General features: G+C 72.9%; 11 protein-coding genes. 8 read left to right on the forward strand and 3 right to left on the reverse strand.

Annotation, left to right across the window (positions count from 1 at the left end; genetic code table 11):
- Positions 1-133: 133 nt before the first annotated feature.
- The 3 genes from prfB to ACZ4IF_RS05920 all read right to left on the reverse strand — a co-directional run bounded on the left by prfB (position 134) and on the right by ACZ4IF_RS05920 (position 4,659).
- On the reverse strand, positions 134-1,240 hold the full coding sequence (prfB, locus tag ACZ4IF_RS05910) for a peptide chain release factor 2 (RefSeq protein ID WP_359491525.1): 1,107 nt from the start codon (positions 1,238-1,240) through the stop codon (positions 134-136).
- 324 nt (positions 1,241-1,564) lie between these two features.
- Positions 1,565-2,806 (reverse strand): serine/threonine-protein kinase, encoded by a 1,242-nt coding sequence (locus ACZ4IF_RS05915; RefSeq protein WP_467559827.1) that lies wholly within the window; start codon positions 2,804-2,806, stop codon positions 1,565-1,567.
- 179 nt (positions 2,807-2,985) lie between these two features.
- Positions 2,986-4,659, reverse strand: a complete 1,674-nt coding sequence (locus ACZ4IF_RS05920) for a serine/threonine-protein kinase (RefSeq protein ID WP_467559829.1) — start codon at positions 4,657-4,659, stop codon at positions 2,986-2,988.
- Between the two features lie 465 nt (positions 4,660-5,124).
- Between ACZ4IF_RS05920 and ACZ4IF_RS05925 the strand changes: the two genes are divergently transcribed.
- The 8 genes from ACZ4IF_RS05925 (at position 5,125) to ACZ4IF_RS05960 (ending at position 20,997) form a co-directional block, all read left to right on the forward strand.
- Positions 5,125-8,907, forward strand: coding sequence for an FHA domain-containing protein (locus ACZ4IF_RS05925; protein WP_467559831.1), 3,783 nt, complete (start codon positions 5,125-5,127; stop codon positions 8,905-8,907).
- 264 nt (positions 8,908-9,171) lie between these two features.
- On the forward strand, positions 9,172-10,536 hold the full coding sequence (locus ACZ4IF_RS05930; protein ID WP_467559833.1) for an ABC transporter substrate-binding protein: 1,365 nt from the start codon (positions 9,172-9,174) through the stop codon (positions 10,534-10,536).
- A 70-nt stretch (positions 10,537-10,606) separates the two neighbouring features.
- A complete protein-coding gene (locus ACZ4IF_RS05935) occupies positions 10,607-11,887 on the forward strand; it encodes a carbohydrate ABC transporter permease (RefSeq protein ID WP_467559835.1) in 1,281 nt (426 codons plus the stop codon).
- Positions 11,884-12,792, forward strand: a complete 909-nt coding sequence (locus ACZ4IF_RS05940; RefSeq protein WP_467559837.1) for a carbohydrate ABC transporter permease — start codon at positions 11,884-11,886, stop codon at positions 12,790-12,792. The genes ACZ4IF_RS05935 and ACZ4IF_RS05940 overlap by 4 nt, the downstream gene beginning before the upstream one ends.
- A gap of 151 nt (positions 12,793-12,943) precedes the next feature.
- Positions 12,944-15,211, forward strand: a complete 2,268-nt coding sequence (locus ACZ4IF_RS05945) for a bifunctional glycosyltransferase/CDP-glycerol:glycerophosphate glycerophosphotransferase (RefSeq protein WP_467559839.1) — start codon at positions 12,944-12,946, stop codon at positions 15,209-15,211.
- Positions 15,212-15,333: 122 nt separating this feature from the next.
- Positions 15,334-17,502 (forward strand): bifunctional glycosyltransferase/CDP-glycerol:glycerophosphate glycerophosphotransferase, encoded by a 2,169-nt coding sequence (locus ACZ4IF_RS05950; protein ID WP_467559841.1) that lies wholly within the window; start codon positions 15,334-15,336, stop codon positions 17,500-17,502.
- Position 17,503: 1 nt separating this feature from the next.
- Positions 17,504-19,717: a bifunctional glycosyltransferase/CDP-glycerol:glycerophosphate glycerophosphotransferase gene (locus tag ACZ4IF_RS05955; protein ID WP_467559843.1), complete on the forward strand. Its 2,214-nt coding sequence runs from the start codon at positions 17,504-17,506 to the stop codon at positions 19,715-19,717.
- Positions 19,714-20,997: a hypothetical protein gene (locus ACZ4IF_RS05960; protein ID WP_467559845.1), complete on the forward strand. Its 1,284-nt coding sequence runs from the start codon at positions 19,714-19,716 to the stop codon at positions 20,995-20,997. Before ACZ4IF_RS05955 ends, ACZ4IF_RS05960 begins: the two co-directional genes overlap by 4 nt.
- The last annotated feature ends 65 nt before the right edge of the window (positions 20,998-21,062 follow it).

The following is a 21,062-nucleotide window of genomic DNA, read 5'->3' on the forward strand; positions in this document are numbered from 1 at the left end:
CATTTGCCTGCCGTGAGGACATGTGACTGTGACGTAAAACCCAGACAACCCCCACACAAAAGGCAACTGCCGTCCGCTGGACGGCAGTTGCCTTGTCGACAAAGAGGTCCGAACAGGACCTGTTCGTGCCCGCTTACTTCTCCTGCTGCTTGCGCCAGCGAATTCCGGCCTCGAGGAAGCCGTCGATCTCGCCGTTGAACACGGCCTCGGGGTTGCCGACCTCGCACTCCGTACGCAGGTCCTTGACCATCTGGTACGGGTGCAGCACGTACGAACGCATCTGGTTGCCCCAGGAATTGCCGCCGTCGCCCTTGAGGGCGTCCATCTTGGCCTGCTCCTCCTGCCGGCGCCGCTCCAGCAGCTTGGCCTGCAGAACGTTCATGGCCGAGGCCTTGTTCTGGATCTGCGACCGCTCGTTCTGGCAGGAGACGACGATGCCGGTGGGAAGGTGGGTCAGCCGCACCGCGGAGTCGGTGGTGTTGACGCCCTGACCGCCCGGCCCGGACGACCGGTACACGTCGACCCTGAGCTCCGACTCGTCGATCTCGATGTGGTCGGTCTGCTCGACGACGGGCAGGATCTCGACACCGGCGAAGGAGGTCTGGCGACGCCCCTGGTTGTCGAAGGGCGAGATGCGGACGAGCCGGTGGGTGCCCTGCTCCACGGACAGCGTTCCGTACGCGTACGGGGAGTGGACGGCGAAGGTGGTGGACTTGATGCCCGCCTCTTCCGCGTACGAGGTCTCGTAGAGCTCCGTCTTGTAGCCGTGGCGCTCCGCCCAGCGCAGGTACATGCGCTGGAGCTTCTCGGCGAAGTCGGAGGCGTCGACGCCGCCGGCCTCCGCACGGATGGTGACGACCGCCTCACGCGAGTCGTACTCCCCGGACAGGAGGGTGCGGACCTCCATCTCGTCCAGCGCCTTGCGGACGGACGTGAGCTCGGTCTCGGCCTCGGCACGGGTGTCCGGGTCGTCCTCCTCCTCGGCCATCTCGAAGAGCACAGCGAGATCGTCGATGCGCCCGCGCAGCGCCTCGGCCTTCCTGACCTCCGCCTGGAGGTGGCTCAGCTTGCTGGTGATCTTCTGCGCCTCGTCCGGGTCGTCCCACAGGGACGGCGCCGCCGCCTGCTCCTCGAGCACGGCGATGTCTGCCCTCAGCTTGTCGAGGTCCAGGACGGCCTCGATCGACTCCATGGTCGAGGAGAGGGACTTGAGCTCTTCGGATACATCGACGACTGCCACGCCTCCAGCGTAACGGCTACGGCAAGCGGGGCTCGCCGCTCGCCCCCGCGGGCAGGATCAGCCCCTGGGGCGCTCGAGGAGCGGGGTCCCGGGCGCAGCCCCGAAGATCAGCCCCTCCGGGATCAGCCCCTCCGGCGTTCGAGGAGCGGGGTCCGGGGCGGAGCCCCGGGACGGGTCGGGCAGGGGCGGAGGGGGCGGGAAAGGCCCGTCGTCCCGCCCCGCCGGGCGGCCCCGGGGGCGGCGCCTCCAGGCAGATTCCCGGGGGTGCCCCGGGCCCACGGCACCCCGGGCCGAGGCGAGGCAGGACTCACGCGGAGGCGTGCGTCACGGCGAGGCGGGCGCCGAGTTCTTCGTGTCCTGGGGCGTGGCGTCCGCGTCGTCGCCGGACACGGCGATCCAGGTCCCCACCCCGATCGCGGCGACGAGCACCGCCCCCGCCACCCCGAGCGTGATCCGCCGGCGCCGGGCGGAGGCCCGATGGCGTGCGGAGCCCGGCCGGGGCGCCCCGGTGGCGCGCGGCGCGCGAGCGGTCCCGCGCGCACCCCCCGCCAGTTCGTCGGGAGCCGGCACCCGCATCGACGTGTGGGTGTCCCGGTTCGAGTCGGGCACGGCCCCCGGCACCAACGGCACCGCGCCGCGCCGCTGCCGCGCCACGGGGGCGGACGGCTCCGTCGTCTCCTCGTACGCCTCGTCCGGTTCCGCCGCCTCGGAGTCCGGGGAGTCGACGTCCAGCGGCGGCATCCCGGCGAGCAGCGGCAACTGCTCCCGCAGCCGCGCGCCGAGCTCCGACGCCCGCAGGCGCGAGGCCGGCGCCTTCGCCAGGCACTGCACGATCAGCTGCCACAGCTCCTCCGGGATGCCGGGCAGCGGCACCACGGTCTCGGTGACGTGACGACGCAGGACCGCCCCCGGGTGGCCGCCGCCGAAGGGCGTGAAGCCGGCGAGCAGCTCGTACAGCACGGTCGCGAGGGCGTAGATGTCGACGGCCGCCCGCGGGGGCAGTCCCTCGATGATCTCGGGGGCGAGGTAGTCCGGCGTCCCGATGATCTTCGTGGCACGGGTCCGCCGGGGCGAGTCGATGAGCTTGGCCACCCCGAAGTCGGTGAGCAGGGCGGGGTGCGAGCCGCCGGGGCCGAGCGGGCCCTGCATGTCGAGCAGGACGTTCTCCGGCTTCACGTCCCGGTGGACGACGCCCGCGGCGTGCGCGGCGGCGAGGCCGTCCGCGACGTCGGCGACGATCGCGACGGCGGCCTCGGGGGCGAGGCGCCGCTCCCGGTCCAGGCGGGTCCGCAGATCGGTGCCGCGGACGAGGTCCATGACGAGCGCGAGGTCGTTGCCGTCCACCACCAGGTCGCGCACCGAGACGACGTGCGGGTGGTCGAGTCCGAGCAGCGCCGTGCGCTCCTGCACGAAGCGCCCCACGAGCTCCTGGTCGGACGCGAGGTCCTCGCGCAGCAGCTTGATGGCGACGGGCCCCTCGGGGCCCTCGCCCAGCCACACCGTGCCGGCGCTGCCCCGTCCCAGGATCTGGTTCGCGGTGTACCGGCTGCCGATCTTCCGTGCCAAGACTGCTCCTACAGACGCGTGGTTGCCGCTAAAAGTACGCGTCCGTGGCCCCAACCTTCACCGCGGAGACGGAAATCACCCGCCAGGTGTCGACAAATCACCAGAGTCGGCTTCCCGGAGGGCCGGATACGGCAGACTCCGCCGACGGAAGTCCGCCGGCGGAGGTTTCTGTCGCAGGGTCAGTTGCCGGACGAGCCGCCGCCGAGGTCACCGATCCATCCGGTGACCGTGCTGAACCAGTCGCTCAGCTGGGCCCAGTAGCCCTTCGTGGTCCCGATCCACTCCTGGAGCGGGCTCAGCTCCCAGACCAGCCATCCGGCGACGAACAGGATGACGAGCGTGAACAGACAGCCCTTCAGGCAGCCGAGTCCCGGGATCTTCATCGGGTTGGAGCTGCGCTGACGGGGCTCGCGCGGCTGGCGCGGCGCCGGCTGCTGCGGCGGCGCGTAGCGCTGCGGCTGGGGCTGCTGCTGGGGAGCGGGGGCGTAGCGCTGCGGCTGCTGCTGCGGCGCGTACTGCTGCGGCTGCTGCTGGGGGTAGCCGTACCCGGGCGGCGGCTGCTGGCCGCGCTGGGGCCGCTGCTGCTGCTGCGGCCGCGCGACCTGGCGCTGCGGACGACGGCGCAGCGGGTCCTCGTTCGGGTCCAGGTACTGCACCTGGGTCTGTTCGTTGCGGTCGCGGGCCGCGCGCAGCTGGTTCTGCCAGGGGTGCGGGTCCTCGGGCTGTCCGCCCTGCCCGCCCGGCTGGTGCTGCGGCACGGGCGGCATCACGGCCGTCGGGTCCGCCGCGCCGCGGTGCGGCAGGACGGAGGTGGGGTCGGCGTCGCCGGTGTGCCGCATCACGCTGGTCGCGGCGTTCGGGTCGTACGTGCCCGCCGGGGCGCCGTGCGGCAGCACCTGCGTGGGGTCGGCCGCACCGGGCGTGCCGGGGACGGTCGCCGGTGCCGGGTCGGGGGCGAGCAGCGCCCCCACGCCCTCCGCGGCGGCGATCTGCGCGGCGTTCGCGTGCACACCGACGCCCGCGGCGACGGCGCGCAGTCCGCGTGCCAGGTTCTCGGCGCTGGGCCGCTCGTCCGGGTTCTTGCGCAGGCAGCGTTCTATGACGGTCCACAGCGGGTCCGGCACGGTCGACGGGCGGCGCGGCTCGGCGCTCAGGTGCTGGTGCAGCACTTCGAGCGCGGAGCCGCCGGAGAACGGCGGGCGGCCCGTGACCAGCTCGTACAGCAGGATGCCCGCGCCGTAGATGTCGACCGCGGAGGTCTGCGGACGTCCTTCCGCGGACTCCGGCGCGACGTAGGCGGGCGTGCCGACGAACTCGTGCGTGCGCGTGAGGCCCGGGGAGTCGGCGAGCCGGGCGATGCCGAAGTCGGTCAGCATCGGGTGCATCTGGCCGGCGTCCTGCTTGAGCAGGACGTTCGCGGGCTTCAGGTCGCGGTGCACGACGCCGTCGGCGTGGCTGGCGGCGAGCGCGTCGGCGACCTGGGCGGTGAGCAGGGCCGCGGCGACCGGGCTGAAGGGCCCGTTCTCGCGGAGGTAGCGGTGCAGGTCGGGCCCGTCGACCAGGTCCATGACGAGCGCGAGCAGATCGCCCTCGACGACGAGGTCCCGCACCCGCACGATGTTCGGATGGGTCAGCCGGAGCAGCACGGAGCGCTCCCGCAGGAACCGCATCACGACATCCGCGTCGCTGGCGAGTTCCTCCTTCAGGACCTTGATCGCCACGGTCTCGCCGGGCTGGCCCGCGACAGCCGCCTCGGCGCCCGCCGTCTCCCTCTGGCGGGCCCGCCAGACGGTGCCTGTGGCGCCGCGCCCAAGCGGCTCCTCAAGGAGGTACTTGCTCCCTACCGGCCGCACGTCATGCGCTCCCTGTTGCTTGCTTGCCTGGTCCGTCCACCGTGATCACCGTGGTAGAGGTGTTCCGACCCACTCTAGTGCCGCCGTACGCGGCACCGGGCTGTCGTCTTCGTGTGCTTCTCATGGGTTCCACGCGCACCTGTGCCTCGCATAAGCGCTTACGTACGCGTTCCCGTACATGTTCGATGGAAAGACGCTCGGTCCGGTCACTTGGTTGCCGAACCCCGGACGTGACCGATCTCAAGCGGACACCGGTCGGGCACTGGTCAGGCACTTTTGCGGGCAGAGCCGACCAATCAAGATCACTTACGGGTGGGGGGCGGGCGTGTTGTCGGTGTCAGGTGCGAGGATGCCCTCAGTACTGGCCGACGTGCCCGTGCGCGGTGGGGGAATTCTGCGGTGGGGGACCGCAGCGCAGCCTCGTCCTCGTCGCGGACACCTGCGCGGAAGGGACCCCGGACGGCGATGCAGATCCGGCTGACCGTCGTAGACCCGCTGGGCCCGCCCTCGGAGCCACGGGGGCGAGCAACGGCCTGCGATGTGCTGGTGACCGCGCCCGCCGGGACGGCGCTGGCAGCGGTCGCGTCGGGGCTGGCCTCGGCGGTCGGCGGGGAGGCGGGCGGCGCCCCGGCCGAGCGGGGACGGGACCTCGGGGGCGGCCCGGTCGTGCTGTACGCGGGTGCGGAGCGGCTCGACACGCAGCGCTGCACACTCGGCGAGCCCCCGCTGACGGACGGCGCGGTGCTGTCCCTGGGCGCGCCCGCGGAACCGGGCCCCGAGGTGGACGACGTCGCCCCCCAGCTCCATGTGGTCGCGGGCCCCGACGCGGGCGGCGTCCACCTGCTGCACGGCGGCCAGATCCACATCGGCCGCTCCGCCGACGCGGACGTCCCGCTGGACGACCCCGACGTCTCCCGGCTGCACTGCGCGGTCACCGTCACCCCCGAGGGCCGTGTCTCGGTCTCCGACCTCGGCTCGACGAACGGCACCTCACTGGACGGCGGCCCCGTCGGCACCCGCCCCGTCCGCTTCGCGCCGGGCTCGCTGCTGCGCGTCGGGGAGTCCGCCCTGCGGCTTGCGCCGCCCGGGGGACCCGGGGCCCTGCGGACGGCTCCGGACGGGGAGGGCCATGTGCGGGTGACCGCGGCCGGGGCCGACACCGACGGGGTCACCGCCCCGCGGCCGGACCCGACCGCCGCCGTGCCGCACACGCGCGGGGAGGGCGCCCCGGACGGGCGCACCGGCGACAAGGGCGCCCCCGCCCCCGGCGGCGACACCCCGCACACGCATCACGCGTACGGAGCGGCCGAGTGGGGCTCCGCGGGCGGCGGCGTCCCCGGGGCCCAGGAGCACCGCCGCGGCGTACCGGCGGGCGTCCCGGAACAGGGCGGGGCACCCGGCATCGAGAGCAGGCCCCGCGGCACCGGACCGGACGGTGCTCCGGCGTCCGCACCGCACCCGGCGGAGTCACCGGGCCCGTCCGGAGCGGACGAGACCTCCGGCACCCGCAAGGGCACCCCAATGCGCGGCACGGAGGTCCCTTCGGGCGTGCGCAGGCGGGGCGGCATCGGAGCGTGGGCCCGGCGGCTGGCCGGCGGTCGGCCCGGCCCGGCCGTGGCAGGACAGGACGTGTACGAGGAAGGCGAGACCGCGGCGCGGGAACCGCTGCCCGCCGCGCCCCGGTCCCCGGAGAGCTGGCCCGACCCCGCGACGCTGCTGCTCACCGCGCTGGGGCCGGGATCCCGGCTGTGGGAGCGCGGCCCCGGGCACCCGGAGGCGCTCACGGTGCGGCTGGGCACGGCGGACCGGACGGCGCCGGACGGTTCGGGCCTGCTGCCCGCGGTGCCGGTGACCACCGGTCTGCGCGAGGTCGGTTCGCTGGGCCTGGCCGGGCCGCGGGCGCGTCTGGCGGGTCTGGCCCGCGCGGTCCTCGCACAGCTCGCCGCGCTGCACTCGCCGGACACCCTGGAGATCGTCCTGATCAGCACGGACCGCTCCCGCACGGCGCAGGAGCGCGCCGCCGAGTGGTCCTGGCTCGGCTGGCTCCCCCACCTGCGCCCGGCACACGGCCAGGACTGCCGTCTCCTCCTCGCCTACGACCGCGAGCAGGCCACGGCCCGCACGGACGAGCTCCTGCGCCGCCTGGACGAGCAGCTCGCGGAGGCGGGCCGGGCACCCCGAGGCCGTCCGTACGAGGGCGGCAGCGGTGCGGACGGCACCGCGGGCGCCCGGCCCGCACCGGACGACCGTGCGGGCCGCCCGGCCGCGGAGGACGGCGGCGTGCGCGGAGCGGCGCGGCGCCCCTCCTGGGCGCGGGACGACGACGCGGACGACGACCGCTTCGACGGGCCGCACACCGTGCTCGTGGTGGACGGCGACCCCGGCGGCGCGGACGTGCGGGAGGCCGTGGCACGGCTGGCGCACGAGGGTGCGCGGGCCGGGATCCACGTGGTGTGCCTCGCCGAGACGGCCGCGGCATCGCCCGCGTCGCCGGTGACGGCGACGTACGAGGCGGCGTGCCAGGTGTCGCCCGCGTTCCGCGAGTGCGGCGCGGTCGCCCTGCTCAGCGGTGACGTGGCCACGGCGCTGCGCCTGCTGCGGGTCGCGCCGGGCGGGCCGGCCGGGCAGCGGCCGGACGGCACCCCGGGTGCGGCGCGCGGCGAGGGCCGCGAGACCGGCCGGGGCGGACGCGCGGACGACGCGGCGCACCGCTCGCACGGGAGCGGCCGCCCGGCCGACGCCACGCACGCGGGCTCCGCGTACGGCGGCTCCGGGCTCGAAGGGACCGCGCACGGCGGATCCGATCACGGCGTGCCCGGTGGGTACGGCGGCCCGTCCGCGGACTCGTCCCGGTCCGCGGACGGCACCGGTCCGCTCCCGGGCGGCCGGGTCTCCCCCGGTGGCACCGGACAGCTGCCGCGCGGCCCCGTGGGCCACGGCACGGTCGCCGCGGTCGACGCCGTGTCGGTCGCCTGGGCCGAGCGGTTCGCGCGGGCGCTCGCGCCCCTGCGCACGGACGGCACACAGTCCGACCGGCAGGCGCGGGTGTCGGCCCCGTTGCCGCAATCGTCGCGGCTGCTCGACGAGTTGGGGCTGGCGCGGGCCACCCCCGCATCGCTGATGACGCGTTGGGCGGACGCTGCGGACGACACCGGGGCGCTCGGCGGGCGGGCCCGCGCCGTCCTCGGCGCCGGCCCGCGCGGGCCGGTCGCCGTGGACCTCGTCGTCGAGGGACCGCACGTGCTGATCGAGGGCCCCGCGGGCAGCGGCCGTACGGAGCTGCTGCGCTCCCTCGTCGCGTCGCTCGCCGCCGCGGAACGGCCCGACCGGCTCGGGATCGTCCTGATGGACGGCCGGGACGCCACGGGCGGCCACGGCGCGGGACATCCGGCCCAGGCCGGCGAAGGTCTCCAGGCGTGTACGGACCTCCCGCACGTCACGACCCACCTCACCGCCAACGACCCGGTGCGGATGCGGGAGTTCGCCCAGTCCCTCAGTGCCGAGCTGAAGCGGCGGGCCGAGCTGCTCGGACGGGTCGACTTCACGGAGTGGCACACCCGGCGCCGGGTGCCGGGCCGTATCGTCGCCCAGCGCTCGGCCCCGTCGTCGCCCACCGTCACCTCCGGTGGCGCGACGGGCGGCGCCGCGCCCGGGGCCGCCGATCTCGACGCGCCGCCGAGCTCGACGCTGCGGCTGCGGCCGGCCGGCGCGCGGGAGCGCCCCGAGCCGGGACCGCCGCTGGCCCGGCTCGTCGTGGTGGTCGACGACCTGGACGCCCTGCTGGCCCCCGCCCTGGGGTCGCCGGGCCGTCCCGCGGCCGGTTCGGTCATACGGGCCCTGGAGGCGGTCGCCCGTGAGGGCGAGCGGCTCGGCGTGCACCTGGTGGCGGCGTCCGGCACCAACGGCCGCACGGAGACATCGGAGTTGGCTCGTTCCGCCGCGTTGCGCATCACCCTCGACACGGTGTCGCCGGGACCCGAGGAGCCGGCACCCGGCCGGGGCAGCCTGCACCGCCCGGACGGAAGGGAGACACCCTTCCAGGGCGGCCGGGTCACCGGGCGCATCCCCCGGACGGCCACCCTGCGTCCCACGGTCGTCCCCCTGGAGTGGCAGCGCATGGGAGACCCTCCGGCCCGTCGCCCCGTCCGCGAACTCGGCAACGGCCCGACGGACCTGGCCCTGCTCGCCAGCGCGCTGGAGCGTGCGGCGCGCTCGGTCTCCGCGGCCGAGGTGCCCTCCCTGCTCTAGCCACCGGTCCGTCCGGGCACGGGAAGGGGTGAGCGGATCTCTCGCCCCGCCCTCCGGTGCCCGGGCATTCCGCTTGCGGACCACCGCCCGTACGGCGGGCGCGTCCACGCGCGCCCGCCGTACGGGTGGGAGCACGTCACGACCCAATCACGATCGCTCTCTTGACAGCGCAGGCGCTCTTGCAGCTTTCAAGCCACCGGGCGTAGACCAGATCACACGGGACAGCGCTCAGACGTTCGACGAGGCTCGAAGAACGGGGCAGTGATGCGCAGGAATCTTCGTACACCCAGGGCCGCTCAGGCCGCCGCGGCCGCCGTCGTCGCGGGCACCCTCATCCTCACCGCGTGCGGCGGCGACAAGGACAACGACAACGACAGCGGCGGGAAGGAGAGCGGCGGAAGCGGCTCCGTCTCCCTTCCCAAGCTCGACGGGGCCAGCCTGGAGGTCGCCGCCGTGTGGACCGGCTCCGAGCAGGCCAACTTCAAGAAGGTGCTGGCGGAGTTCGAGAAGCGCACGGGCGCCAAGGTCACCTTCGTACCCGCGCAGGACCCGATCATCAACTTCCTCGGTTCGAAGATCGCGGGTGGTGCTCCGCCGGACGTCGCGCTGCTCCCCCAGGTCGGTGCCATCAAACAGGCCGTCGACAAGAAGTGGGCCAAGCCCGTCGGCAGCGAGGCCCAGGCCCAGCTCGCGAAGAACTATTCGCAGGGCTGGCAGGACCTCGGCAAGGTCGACGGCAAGCAGTACGGCGTCTACTACAAGGCGGCCAACAAGTCCCTGGTCTGGTACAACGACAAGGTCTTCGAGAACGCGGGGGCCAGCGAGCCGAAGACGTGGAAGGACTTCCTCGCCACGGCCCGGACCGTGTACGACTCCGGCGTCACCCCCGTCTCCGTCGGCGGCGCCGACGGCTGGACCCTCACCGACTGGTTCGAGAACGTCTATCTCTCGCAGGCCGGCCCGGAGAAGTACGACCAGCTCGCCCAGCACAAGATCAAGTGGACGGACCCGTCCGTGAAGGACGCGCTGACCACACTGGCCGAACTGTGGGGCAACAAGGACTACATCGCGGGCGGCCCGGACGGCGCGCTCCAGACCGAGTTCCCGGCCTCGGTGACACAGACGTTCACCGGCGGCGACCAGCCGAAGGCGGGCATGGTCTTCGAGGGCGACTTCGCGCAGGTCAACATCGCGGAGACCAAGGCGAAGGTGGGCACGGACGCCAAGGTGTTCCCGTTCCCGGCGGTCGGCGACAAGGCGCCCGTCGTCAGTGGCGGTGACGCGGCCGTCATCCTCAAGGACTCCAAGGCGGCGCAGGCACTCGCCACCTTCCTGGCCTCCCCGGACGCGGCGACCGTCCAGGCGAAGCTCGGCGGCTACCTCTCCCCCAACAAGGGCGTCTCGCCGTCCGCCTATCCGAACGCGGTCCAGCAGAAGATGGCCGAGGCCCTGATCGCCGCCGGGGACGACTTCCGCTTCGACATGTCCGACCAGGCCCCGCAGGCCTTCGGTGGCACACCCGGCAAGGGCGAGTGGAAGGCCCTGCAGGACTTCCTGAAGAACCCGAAGAACGTGGCGGGGACGCAGGCGAAACTGGAGGCGGACGCGACCGCGGCGTACAAGGGCTGATCCGGCGATGACGTCGGCTACGGCGGGAGGGGCCTCCGGGGCCCCTCCCGCGGCACCGCGGCACAAGAGCGTGACCGGCACCCGCAGAACGGTGGTGGCGCTCTTCCTGCTGCCCGCGCTGGTGCTGCTCGGCGCGCTCGTGGTCTACCCGATCGGGTACTCGGTCGTCCGCAGCTTCTACGACCAGTCCGGTGACGGCTTCGCCGGGATCGACAACTACAAGTCCCTGTTCACCGACGACGGCATCCGTGCCGCGCTGAAGAACAACATCATCTGGGTGGTGTTCGCCCCGACGGTCGCGACCACGCTCGGGCTGATCTTCGCGGTGCTCACCGAACGGGTGCGCTGGGGCACGGCGTTCAAACTGGTCGTCTTCATGCCGATGGCGATCTCGATGCTCGCCGCGGGCATCATCTTCCGGCTGGTCTACGACCAGGACCCGGAGAAGGGCGTCGCGAACGCGGTGTGGGTGGGTGTGCACGACACCTTCGCCGAGTCGTCGGCCTTCCCGAAGGCCCATCCGGGACGGCAGTCGCCGCTCCGGCCCGAGGGGGGCGGGTTCATCACCAGGCAGCCCGTCCGGGCCGGGCAGCCGGTCGCCCTCCCGCTCGTCGGTGTCGCCCCCGACCAGATGCCCGGCAACGCGAAGAAGGCCGCGCAGGCGAGGACCGAGCCCGGCAAGGTCACCGGCACGGCCTGGCAGGACTTCACCCGCGGCAAGGGCGTGGGCAGGCTCGGCCAGGTCGACACGAGCGAACTCGGCTACCCGGGCATGAAGATCGAAGCCGTCAAGGACGGCACGGTCGTGGACTCGGCGAAGGTCCGCGACGACGGCACCTTCACCCTCTCGGACAAGGCCGACGGAGCGCTGCTCCGCCTCCCGGCGGACAACTTCCGCGAACCGTACAACGGGCTGGACTGGCTCGGCCCGTCGCTCGTCACGCCGGCCATCATCGGCTCGTACGTGTGGATGTGGGCGGGCTTCGCGATGGTGCTGATCGCGGCGGGGCTCGCGGGTGTGCCGCGTGAGCTCCTGGAGGCGGCGCGGGTGGACGGCGCGAACGAGTGGCAGGTGTTCCGCAGGGTCACCGTGCCGCTCCTCGCACCCGTGCTCGCGGTGGTCACCGTGACGTTGATGATCAATGTGCTGAAGGTCTTCGACCTGGTCTTCATCATCGCGCCGGGTTCGTCGCAGGACGACGCGAACGTGCTGGCCCTGGAGCTGTACCGCAAGGGCTTCTCCGAGGACCAGCCGGGTGTGGCGAGCGCCATCGCGGTGTTCCTGCTGCTGCTCGTGATCCCGGTGATGCTGTTCAACGTCAGGCGGCTCAGGCGGGAGGTGCGGCGATGACGGCGCACACCGGAAGTCTCACGAAGACGGCCACCGCGACGCAGACCGGCGCGAAGAGGTCGCTGGGCGCCCGGCTCGCCGAGGGGGTCGGCGGCGGACTGCTGCGGGTGTTCCTGATCGTGGTCGGCCTGTTCTGGCTGGTGCCGACGATCGGGCTGCTGCTCTCCTCGCTGCGCGATCCGCAGGACATGAGCGCGAGCGGCTGGTGGAAGGTCTTCACCGAGCCGTCGCAGCTCACCGTGGACAGCTACCAGAAGCTCCTGGAGAACGGCGACATCACCGACTCGCTGGTGAACACGGTGCTGATCACGGTGCCGGCGACCCTTCTCGTCGTGGTGATCGGCGCGCTCGCGGGCTACGCCTTCGCCTGGATGGAGTTCCCGGGCCGCGACTGGTGGTTCCTCGGCGTGGTCGGCCTGCTGGTGGTGCCCGTGCAGGTGGCGCTGATCCCGATCGCCGAACTCTTCGGCAAGATCGGCATCTTCGGGTCCGTGATCGGGGTGGTCCTGTTCCATGTGGGCTTCGGTCTGCCCTTCGCGGTGTTCCTGCTGCGGAACTTCTTCGCGGAGATCCCGCGGGAGCTCCTGGAGGCGGCCCGGCTGGACGGCGCGGGTGAACTGCGTCTGTTCGTGCGGGTCGTGATGCCCCTCGGCGGTCCGGCGATCGCCTCGCTGGGGATCTTCCAGTTCCTGTGGGTGTGGAACGACATGCTGGTCGCGCTGGTGTTCTCCGACTCGGGCAGTCAGCCGATCACGGTCGCGCTGCAGACCCAGGTACGCCAGTTCGGCAACAACATCGACGTCCTGGCCCCCGGCGCGTTCATCTCGATGGTCGTCCCGCTGGCCGTGTTCTTCGCGTTCCAGCGTCAGTTCGTGTCCGGTGTGATGGCGGGCGCCGTCAAGTAGGACACCGAAACGCGCAGTTGAGGGGCGGGCCGGACACCGGCCCGCCCCTCGGCGTTCACCCGGCATCCCCCGGATGCCACATCTGGCGTAACCAAGTCACCCCTTCGGCCGTTCCCGGGCAGGTATGCCCGCGCCGACCCATGGATGTCCCGTGCCCAGGTTCAGTGTCATCGTCCCCGCGTACAAGGTTCAGGCGTACCTGCACGAGTGCCTGGAATCAGTGCTCGGACAGTCCTACCCGGACCTCGAACTCATCGCCGTGGACGACTGCTCACCGGACGCCTGCGGCGCGATCATCGACGAGTTCGCGGCCCGCGACCCCCGCGTGCAGGCCCTGCACCTGCCCGAGAACGTGGGCCTGGGACGCGCCCGCAACGCGGCCCTGGAGCACGCCACCGGCGACTACCTGATCTTCCTGGACAGCGACGACACCCTCACCCCGGACGCGCTGCGCGCCATCGCCGACCGGCTGAAGGAGACCGCCGAACCGGACGTCCTGGTCTACGACTACGCGCGCACCTACTGGTCCGGCGAGGCCGTCCGCAACCAGTTCGCGGGGCAGCTGACCGAGGAGGGCCCGGCGCCGTTCCGGCTCGACGACCGGCCGGGGCTGCTGCGGGTCCTGATGGTGGTGTGGAACAAGGCGTACCGCCGGGAGTTCGTCGAGCGGGAGGGCTTCACCTTCCCTCCCGGCTACTACGAGGACACGCCCTGGACGTATCCGGTGCTCATGTCCGCCGAGTCGATCGCCACGCTCGACCGCGTCTGCGTCCACTACCGGCAGCGGCGGCACGGCAGCATCCTCGGCACCAGCAGCCGCAAGCACTTCGACATCTTCGACCAGTACGACCGGGTCTTCGCGCACATCGACGCCCGCCCCGAACTGGCCCACTGGCGCCCGGTCCTGTTCCGTCGCATGACCGACCACTTCTCCACGGTGTTCCTCAAGCGGGGCCGGCTGCCGCGCGGCTCGCGGGCCGAGTTCCTGCGCAAGGCCCGTGTCCACTACCGCCGTTACCGCGCCCCGGGCGCCCCCGTCCGCCCACGCACCCGGCTGCGGCACACCCTGGTCGGCCTGGGCGCCCACCGCACGTACCGCCTGCTGTCCCTGGCGTCACGCTCGCGCCGTCTGGTCCTGCGCCGGTGCGCCGCCCTGCTGCGCACCGTACGGGCGGCCGCGCTCCAACTGCACTACCGCGTCCAGCTCCGCCTTCCGCTGCGCTCCGACCGCGCCGTCTTCTCCAGCTACTGGGGCCGCGGCCACGGCTGCAACCCGGGTGCCCTGGAGGCCGCCTTCCGCAGCCACGCCCCGCACATCACCACCGCGTGGATCGCGCACCCCGAGCACCACCACACGATCCCGGCCGCGACCCGCCGACTGCGCCCCGGCACGGCCGCGTACTGGACGGCGCTCGCCCGCTCCAAGTACCTGGTGAACAACGTCAACTTCGACAGGAGGCTGGTCAAGCGGCGCGGGCAGATCATGATCCAGACGCAGCACGGCACCCCGCTCAAGCACATGGGACTCGATCTCCAGGACCGTCCGGCGGCGGCGCGCGGCACCGACTTCGCCGAGCTGCTGCGCAGCGCCGACAAGTGGGACTACTGCCTGTCCGCCAACCGCCACTCCACACTGGTGTGGGAACGCGTCTTCCCGTCCTCCTTCACGACGCTGGAGTACGGCATGCCCCGCAACGACGTGTTCCAGCGGGCGACTTCGGCGGACGTGTCGAGGCTGCGCGAGTCGCTCGGCATCCCGCAGGGCACGGTCGCCGTGCTGTACGCGCCGACGTACCGGGACTACCGGCGCACCCAGCGGCGCACCCTGGACCTGGAACGCGTCCTGCGCCGGCTCGGCCCGCGCTTCGTGGTGCTGACCCGCGCCCACCACTCGTACGAGGCGCCGCTCGCCCAGGCGGCCGGCGGGCGGCTCATCGACGTGTCGGACCATCCGAGCGTCGAGTCGCTGTGCCTCGCCTCGGACGCGCTGGTCACCGACTACTCGTCCCTGATGTTCGACTACGCGGGCCTCGACCGGCCGATCGTCGTGCACGCCGACGACTGGGAGACGTACGAGGCCTCCCGCGGTACCTACTTCGACCTGCGGGTCTTCCCGCCGGGCGCGGTCGCGCGCACCGAGGACGAACTGATCGACATCTTCGCCTCCGGTCACTGGCGCGGCTCACGCTCGGCACAGCTGCGGGCCGCGTTCCGTGACCGGTTCTGTCCCTACGACGACGGACAGGCCGCCGAACGCGTGGTGCGCCGGGTGGTGCTCGGCGAGAGCGCCGGTCTGCCGCCGTTCGTCCCGGTCGCCGACCGCCACCCGGTCCCCTCGGCGATGGCCGCCCGCCCGACGGCCGCCCTCACGACCGTCCCGGCACCGGGTGGTCCCGTCCCCGTCACCGAGAACCTCTGAATCGGAGGCCACGTGCCCTCCAGCTCGTCGCGACCCACCCCGACGCGACCCACCACGTGGCGGCCCACCGGACGCCCCGGGCGTTGAGATCCGATCCCGGCGCCCCTGAGAGAAAGAGCAGAATGCCCCGCTTCAGCGTCATCGTGCCCACCCATGGAGTCGCCGGACGCCTGTCCCAGGCCCTGGACTCGGTCCTCACCCAGTCCTTCGGCGACGTCGAGCTGATCCCGGTCTGCGACGCGCCCCGGTCCCCGGCGGGCGAGGTCGCCGCCTCCTACGCCGCGCGGGACGGCCGGGTCTCACCGGTCCACTCGCCGCCGTCGGGCGGGCTGGGCGCGGCACGCAACACCGGGATGGCGGTCGCGACCGGCACGTATCTGCTCTTCCTGGACGGCGACGACGTCCTGGTGCCGGGCGCGCTGGCGGTCCTGGACGCCGGGCTGCGCGACGACGGCGACGCGGACGTCCTCTGCTTCGCGCACGAGCGGGTGCACTGGTGGGAGGGCGAGTCGAGCGTCCCGCCGCTCGGCAAGGGCCCGCACGTCATCGGTGTGCACGTCCCGGCGTGGAGCGCGGCCTATCGGCGGGCCTTCCTCCAGGAGCAGGACCTCAGCTTTCCCGACGGGCACTTCACGGACGCCGGCTGGGGCGGCCTGGTGGCCCTGGCGGGCGGGCGGACGGCGGTCCTGCGCTCGGTGTGCGTGCGGCATCACCTGCGGCGCCAGGGCAGCCGCGTCAACGCGCCGGGTGAGCACCAGTTCGATCTCCTCGACCAAGTGGAGCTGGTGCTCACCCGTGCTTCCGGCCGGACCGCGGCGGTGCCCGCGGCCGTGTCGCAGGCACTGTTCGGCGGGCTGTTCGCCCTGGTGCTGAAGTCGGCGGCGCATCCGGCACGGGTGCCTGCGCGCCGCCGCCGGGCCTTCTTCCGCCGCGCCGGCCGGCTCTACCGGCGCCACCGTCCGGACGGCTTCCGGCCGCCCGAGGGCAGTCTCGGGGTGCAGCACCGGCTCCTCGCGGCCGGCGCGTACGGCGCGTTCCGGGCGCTGCGGGGTGCCAACCAGGGGGCGGCAAGGGCGATGCAGCGGTTGCCGCGACCGCGCGGCCTGCGCACCCGCGCCCGCTACGCGGTGCAGCTGCGCCGCCCGCTCGACGAGAACCTCGCCGTGTACTGCGCGTACTGGGGCCGCGGCTACGCCTGCAACCCGGCCGCGATCCACGCCAAGGCCCGTGAACTCGCCCCGCACATCCGCTCGGTGTTCCTCGTCGAGCCCGACGCGGTGGACGCGGTGCCGCCGGGCGTCGACCACGCGGTGATCGGCAGCCACCGGTCCTGGGAGGTGCTGGCCCGCGCCAAGTACCTGGTGAACAACGCCAACTTCGCGGACGCCGTCGTCAAGCGCCCCGGCAGTGTGCACGTGCAGACCCAGCACGGGACGCCACTGAAGAAGATGGGGGTCGACCAGTCGACGTACCCGGTGGTGGCCGCGGCGACCGGCAGCTTCACCAAACTGCTGAACCGGGTGGACCGCTGGGACTACAACCTCTCCTCCAACCGTCACTCCACGCAGATGTGGGAGCGGGCCTTCCCCGGCACGTACGAGGCGCTGGAGTACGGGTATCCGCGCAACGACGTCTACTACACGGCGACCGCCGAGGACGTGGCCCGGGTGCGCCGGTCCCTCGGCGTCCCCGAGGGCGCGACGGCGCTGCTGTACGCGCCCACGCACCGCGACTACAGCACCGGCTTCGAGTCCCGCCTCGACCTGGAGGCCTTCTGCGAGCAGCTCGGCGACGAGTTCGTCGTCCTGCTGCGCGCCCACTACTTCTACGACGCGGGCACCGCGCGCGGCAACGGCCGGATCATCGACGTGACCGGACACCGGTCCTCGGAGGACGTCTGTCTGGCCGCCGACGCGCTGATCACGGACTACTCGTCGATCATGTTCGACTACGCCAACCTCGACCGGCCGATCGTCGTGTACGCGGACGACTGGGAGGTCTACCGGGAGACGCGGGGCGTCTACTTCGACCTGCTCCAGGCGCCCCCGGGGCCGGTGGCGCGCACCCCCGGGGAGCTGGCCCGGCTCTTCGGCGACGGCATCTGGTCGGACGCGGTCTCGACAGCCCTGCGGGCCCGGTTCCGTGAGCGCTTCTGCCAGTTCGACGACGGAAGGGCCGCCGAACGGGTCGTCCGCAGAGTGCTGCTGGGCGAGTCGCCGGAGGCGATCCCGCCCGTCGTGCCGCTCTCCGAGCGCATCCCGGCCCCCGCCGCGTCCCTGGTTAGGAGCTGACGTGCCCCGCTTCAGCATCATCGTCCCCGTCTTCAAGGTGCAGGGCTTTCTGCGCGAGTGCCTCGACTCGGTCCTGGAGCAGTCGTACACCGACCTGGAGGTCGTCGCGGTGGACGACTGCTCGCCGGACGGCTGCGGCGCCATCCTCGACGAGTATGCGGCCCTCGACCCGCGCGTCCGGGTGCTGCACCTTCCCGAGAACGTGGGACTCGGCCGGGCCAGGAACGCCGGGATGCCGCACGCCACCGGCGACTTCCTGTTCTTCCTGGACAGCGACGACACGCTCACGCCGGGCGCGCTGCGCGCCATCGCCGACCGTCTCGACGAGACCGCCGACCCGGACGTGCTGGTCTTCGACTACGCCCGCACCTACTGGTGGGGAGGCACCCGCAGGAACGTGCTCGCCCGGCTGCTCACGGCGGACGGCACCTTCACCGCCGCCGAGCAGCCCGAGATCCTCGACCTGCTGATGGTGGTGTGGAACAAGGTCTACCGGCGGGAGTTCGTCGAGCGCGAGGGCTTCGCCTTCCCGCCCGGCTACTACGAGGACACGCCGTGGACGTTCCCGGTGATGCTCAGTGCGGGGCGGATCGCCACGCTGGACCGGATCTGTCTGGCCTACCGCCAGCGCCGCCAGGGCAACATCCTGTCCACCACCAGCCGCAAGCACTTCGACATCCACGACCAGTACCGGCGGGTCTTCGCGTTCGTCGACGCCCGTCCCGAGCTCGCCGGCTGGCGCCCCTACCTGCACCGGAAGATGGGCGAGCACTGTCTCGACATCCTCTCCAAGCCGGACCGGCTCCCGGAGTCCGACAAACGGGAGTTCTTCCGGCTGACGGCGGCCCTGTACCGCACCTTCCGGAGCGGCCCCGTACCTGCCGAACTACGCGTCCTGGAGGGCGGCTTCACGCGCTACCGGGCCCGGCTGCAGGCGGGCCGGGCGGTCCGTGAGCTGGGCCGTCGCGGCGCACAGGCACGCAGCGCCGCCGCGACGCGGGCCGGGCGGAGCTGGTCGGCCGTCCACGAGCACCGGCCGCTGGACCCGAATCTGGCGGTGTACTCGGCGTTCTCGCACCGGGGTGTACTCGGCGACCCGGCGGCCGTGTACCGCGCGGCGCGCGAACTCGCCCCGCACATCCGGGGGGTGTGGGTGGTGCGCGACGAACAGCAGGCGGCACTGCTGCCCCCGGACGTCGAGCATGTGCTGCTCGACTCGCTGCGCTACCGCCGGATCACCGCGCGGGCCACGTACTTCGTCAACAACGTCAACTGGCCCGGCACGCTGGTCAAGCGCCGCGGCAGCGTCCACATCCACACCCACCAGGGCACCCCGCTCAAGCACATGGCGGCCGATCTGCTCGACAAACCGGGCGCCCGGCACGGCATCGACGTGCCGCAGATACTGCGCCGCGCCGACCGCTGGGACTACAGCCTGGTCGCCAACCGCCACTCCGAACTGGTCTGGGACCGCGCCTACCCCTGCCACTTCGCCTCGCTGCGCACCGGCAGTCCGCGCAACGACGTCCTGGTGCGTGCCCGGTCCGGGGACGGCACGGCGGCTGCCGCGGTCCGCGCCCGCCTCGGCATCCCGGACGGCCGGCAGGTGGTGCTGTACGCGCCGACGCGCCGCGACTACGTCCGGGGCGGCCACGCGGACCGGCTCGACCTGGCCCGCTTCGCCGACGACCTCGGCGAGGACCGCACGCTCGTCGTACGGCTGCATCCGTCGCTCGCGGACGGCCCGGCGCGCGGGATGGGGCTGTCGGAGCTGCACCGGCGCGGCGTAGTCGTCGACGCGACGGACGAGCCGCACGTCGAGGACCTGATGCTCGCCTCCGACGTCCTGATCACGGACTACTCGGCCCTCATGTTCGACTACGCCAACCTGGACCGGCCGATCGTCGTGTACGCGGACGACTGGGGCGCCTACGCGGCGAGCCGGGGCGCGTACTTCGACATCACCGCCGACGCGCCCGGCCATGTGGCGGGCTCCTACCGGGAACTGGCGTGCCTGTTCGCCTCCCAGGCGTGGCGGGACGACGAGTCGGCACGGCTGCGCGCCGGATTCCGGGCGCGGTTCTGCGAGTTCGACGACGGGCGGGCCGCCGAGCGGGTGGTGCGGACGCTGATGCTCGGCGAGCGGCCCGGGGAGCCGGCCTCGGTCGTCACGGTGCCCGCGCAGGCGGCGCACGACGCCGTCACCGCGTCGTGAAGCCGCGCTCGCCCCGGTTCTGGGTGCTCGTCCTGGCCGCCGTGTTCGCGCTGCTCCAGCTCGCCAACGTCACCGGCCGGGACACCCCCGACACCAAGAACTACCTCTCGTACGCGCTGAGTCTGCGCGGCGAGAGCAAGCACGACGCCGCGGCCGCCACGATCGACTACGCCTGTGCGGGCAAGGTGGCGATCGCGCACCGCAACCACGACGTGGACGTGATCCGCTTCCACGCCGCGAGCCCCGACGCGCGGGTGCTGGAGGAGTGCCGGCGCGACCAGTGGCGGGGGGTGTCGAAGCGGCTGGCGGCCGGGGAGACGGCCGGGCACACCGTGCCGTTCATGCCGCCGCGGTTCATGCGGATCTTCGAGGTGCGGCCGGGCTATCCAGTGCTGCTGGTGCCGTTCATCACGGTGCTGGGGGTGACATGGGGCCTGTGGGCGTCGGCTGTCGTCATCACGGTGGCCGGGGGCGTCCTCGCCTTCCTCGTGCTGCGCCGCCTGCGCGCCTCCACCGTGACGGCGCTGACCGGACAGGCCCTGTTCTACGTCCTTCCGTGCGGCACGACGGCCATGCGCCCGATGACGGAGGGGCTGCTGCTGACGCTGACCCTCGCCGCCCTGTGGGGCTGCGCGCTGGTGCTGGAGGGCCGGGCGCGGGCCGGGACCTGGCTCGTCGGGGCGACTCTGGCGCTGCTGTTCACGGTGAAGCACTCGCAGGCGCTGTTCCTCGGCCTGTGCCTTGCGGGCGGGTGCGCGCTGCTCTGCCTGCGACGGCGGCGGTGGTCGGGCCCGCCGCGGACGCTCGCGGTGGTCGGCGGGTGCGGGGCGGCGGCCACGGTCCTGCTGGCGAGGGTGCTGCACTACCCGTCCGAGACCGAGAGCCTCCAGGATCTGCTGACGAACCACTTCGCGCGTCCCGACCGCGTCCAGGTGTGGCCGGAGTTCTTCCATCTGCAGCTCAACTTCTGGCTGGAGTGGCTGCGCCGCCAGTTGTGGGAGCCGCTGCTGCCGGCGGCGCTGGCGGCAGCCGCCTGGGGCGTGCTGCGCCGGCGTCCTGCCTTCGGTGTCCTCCTGCTGGCGGCGGCGTTCACCGGGGTCCTGAACCAGGCCGGGCACCCCGACATCAACATCTGGGGCGACCGGCTGATCGTGCTGGTGTGGCTGCTGCCGGTGGTCGGACTGCCGCTGCTCCTGGAGGAGGCCGTACTGCCGCGACTGCGGGCGGCGGGAGCCATCGTGCCGGGACCGTTGCGCAGGGACACCGAGGTCGCTCGATGAGGTGACACCCGGCTAGCGCGTCGACCTTCGCGGGAATATACGGCAAATGCCGCATCCCGCCCTGG

Source organism: Streptomyces sp. NPDC025784 (assembly GCF_055558435.1).

Excerpts from the sequence above, each read along its gene's own strand:
- ACZ4IF_RS05925 (WP_467559831.1), top strand. The coding sequence starts at position 5,125 with ATGCAGATCCGGCTGACCGTCGTAGACCCGCTGGGCCCGCCCTCGGAG.
- ACZ4IF_RS05930 (WP_467559833.1), top strand. The coding sequence starts at position 9,172 with ATGCGCAGGAATCTTCGTACACCCAGGGCCGCTCAGGCCGCCGCGGCC.
- ACZ4IF_RS05940 (WP_467559837.1), top strand. The coding sequence starts at position 11,884 with ATGACGGCGCACACCGGAAGTCTCACGAAGACGGCCACCGCGACGCAG.
- ACZ4IF_RS05950 (WP_467559841.1), top strand. The coding sequence starts at position 15,334 with ATGCCCCGCTTCAGCGTCATCGTGCCCACCCATGGAGTCGCCGGACGC.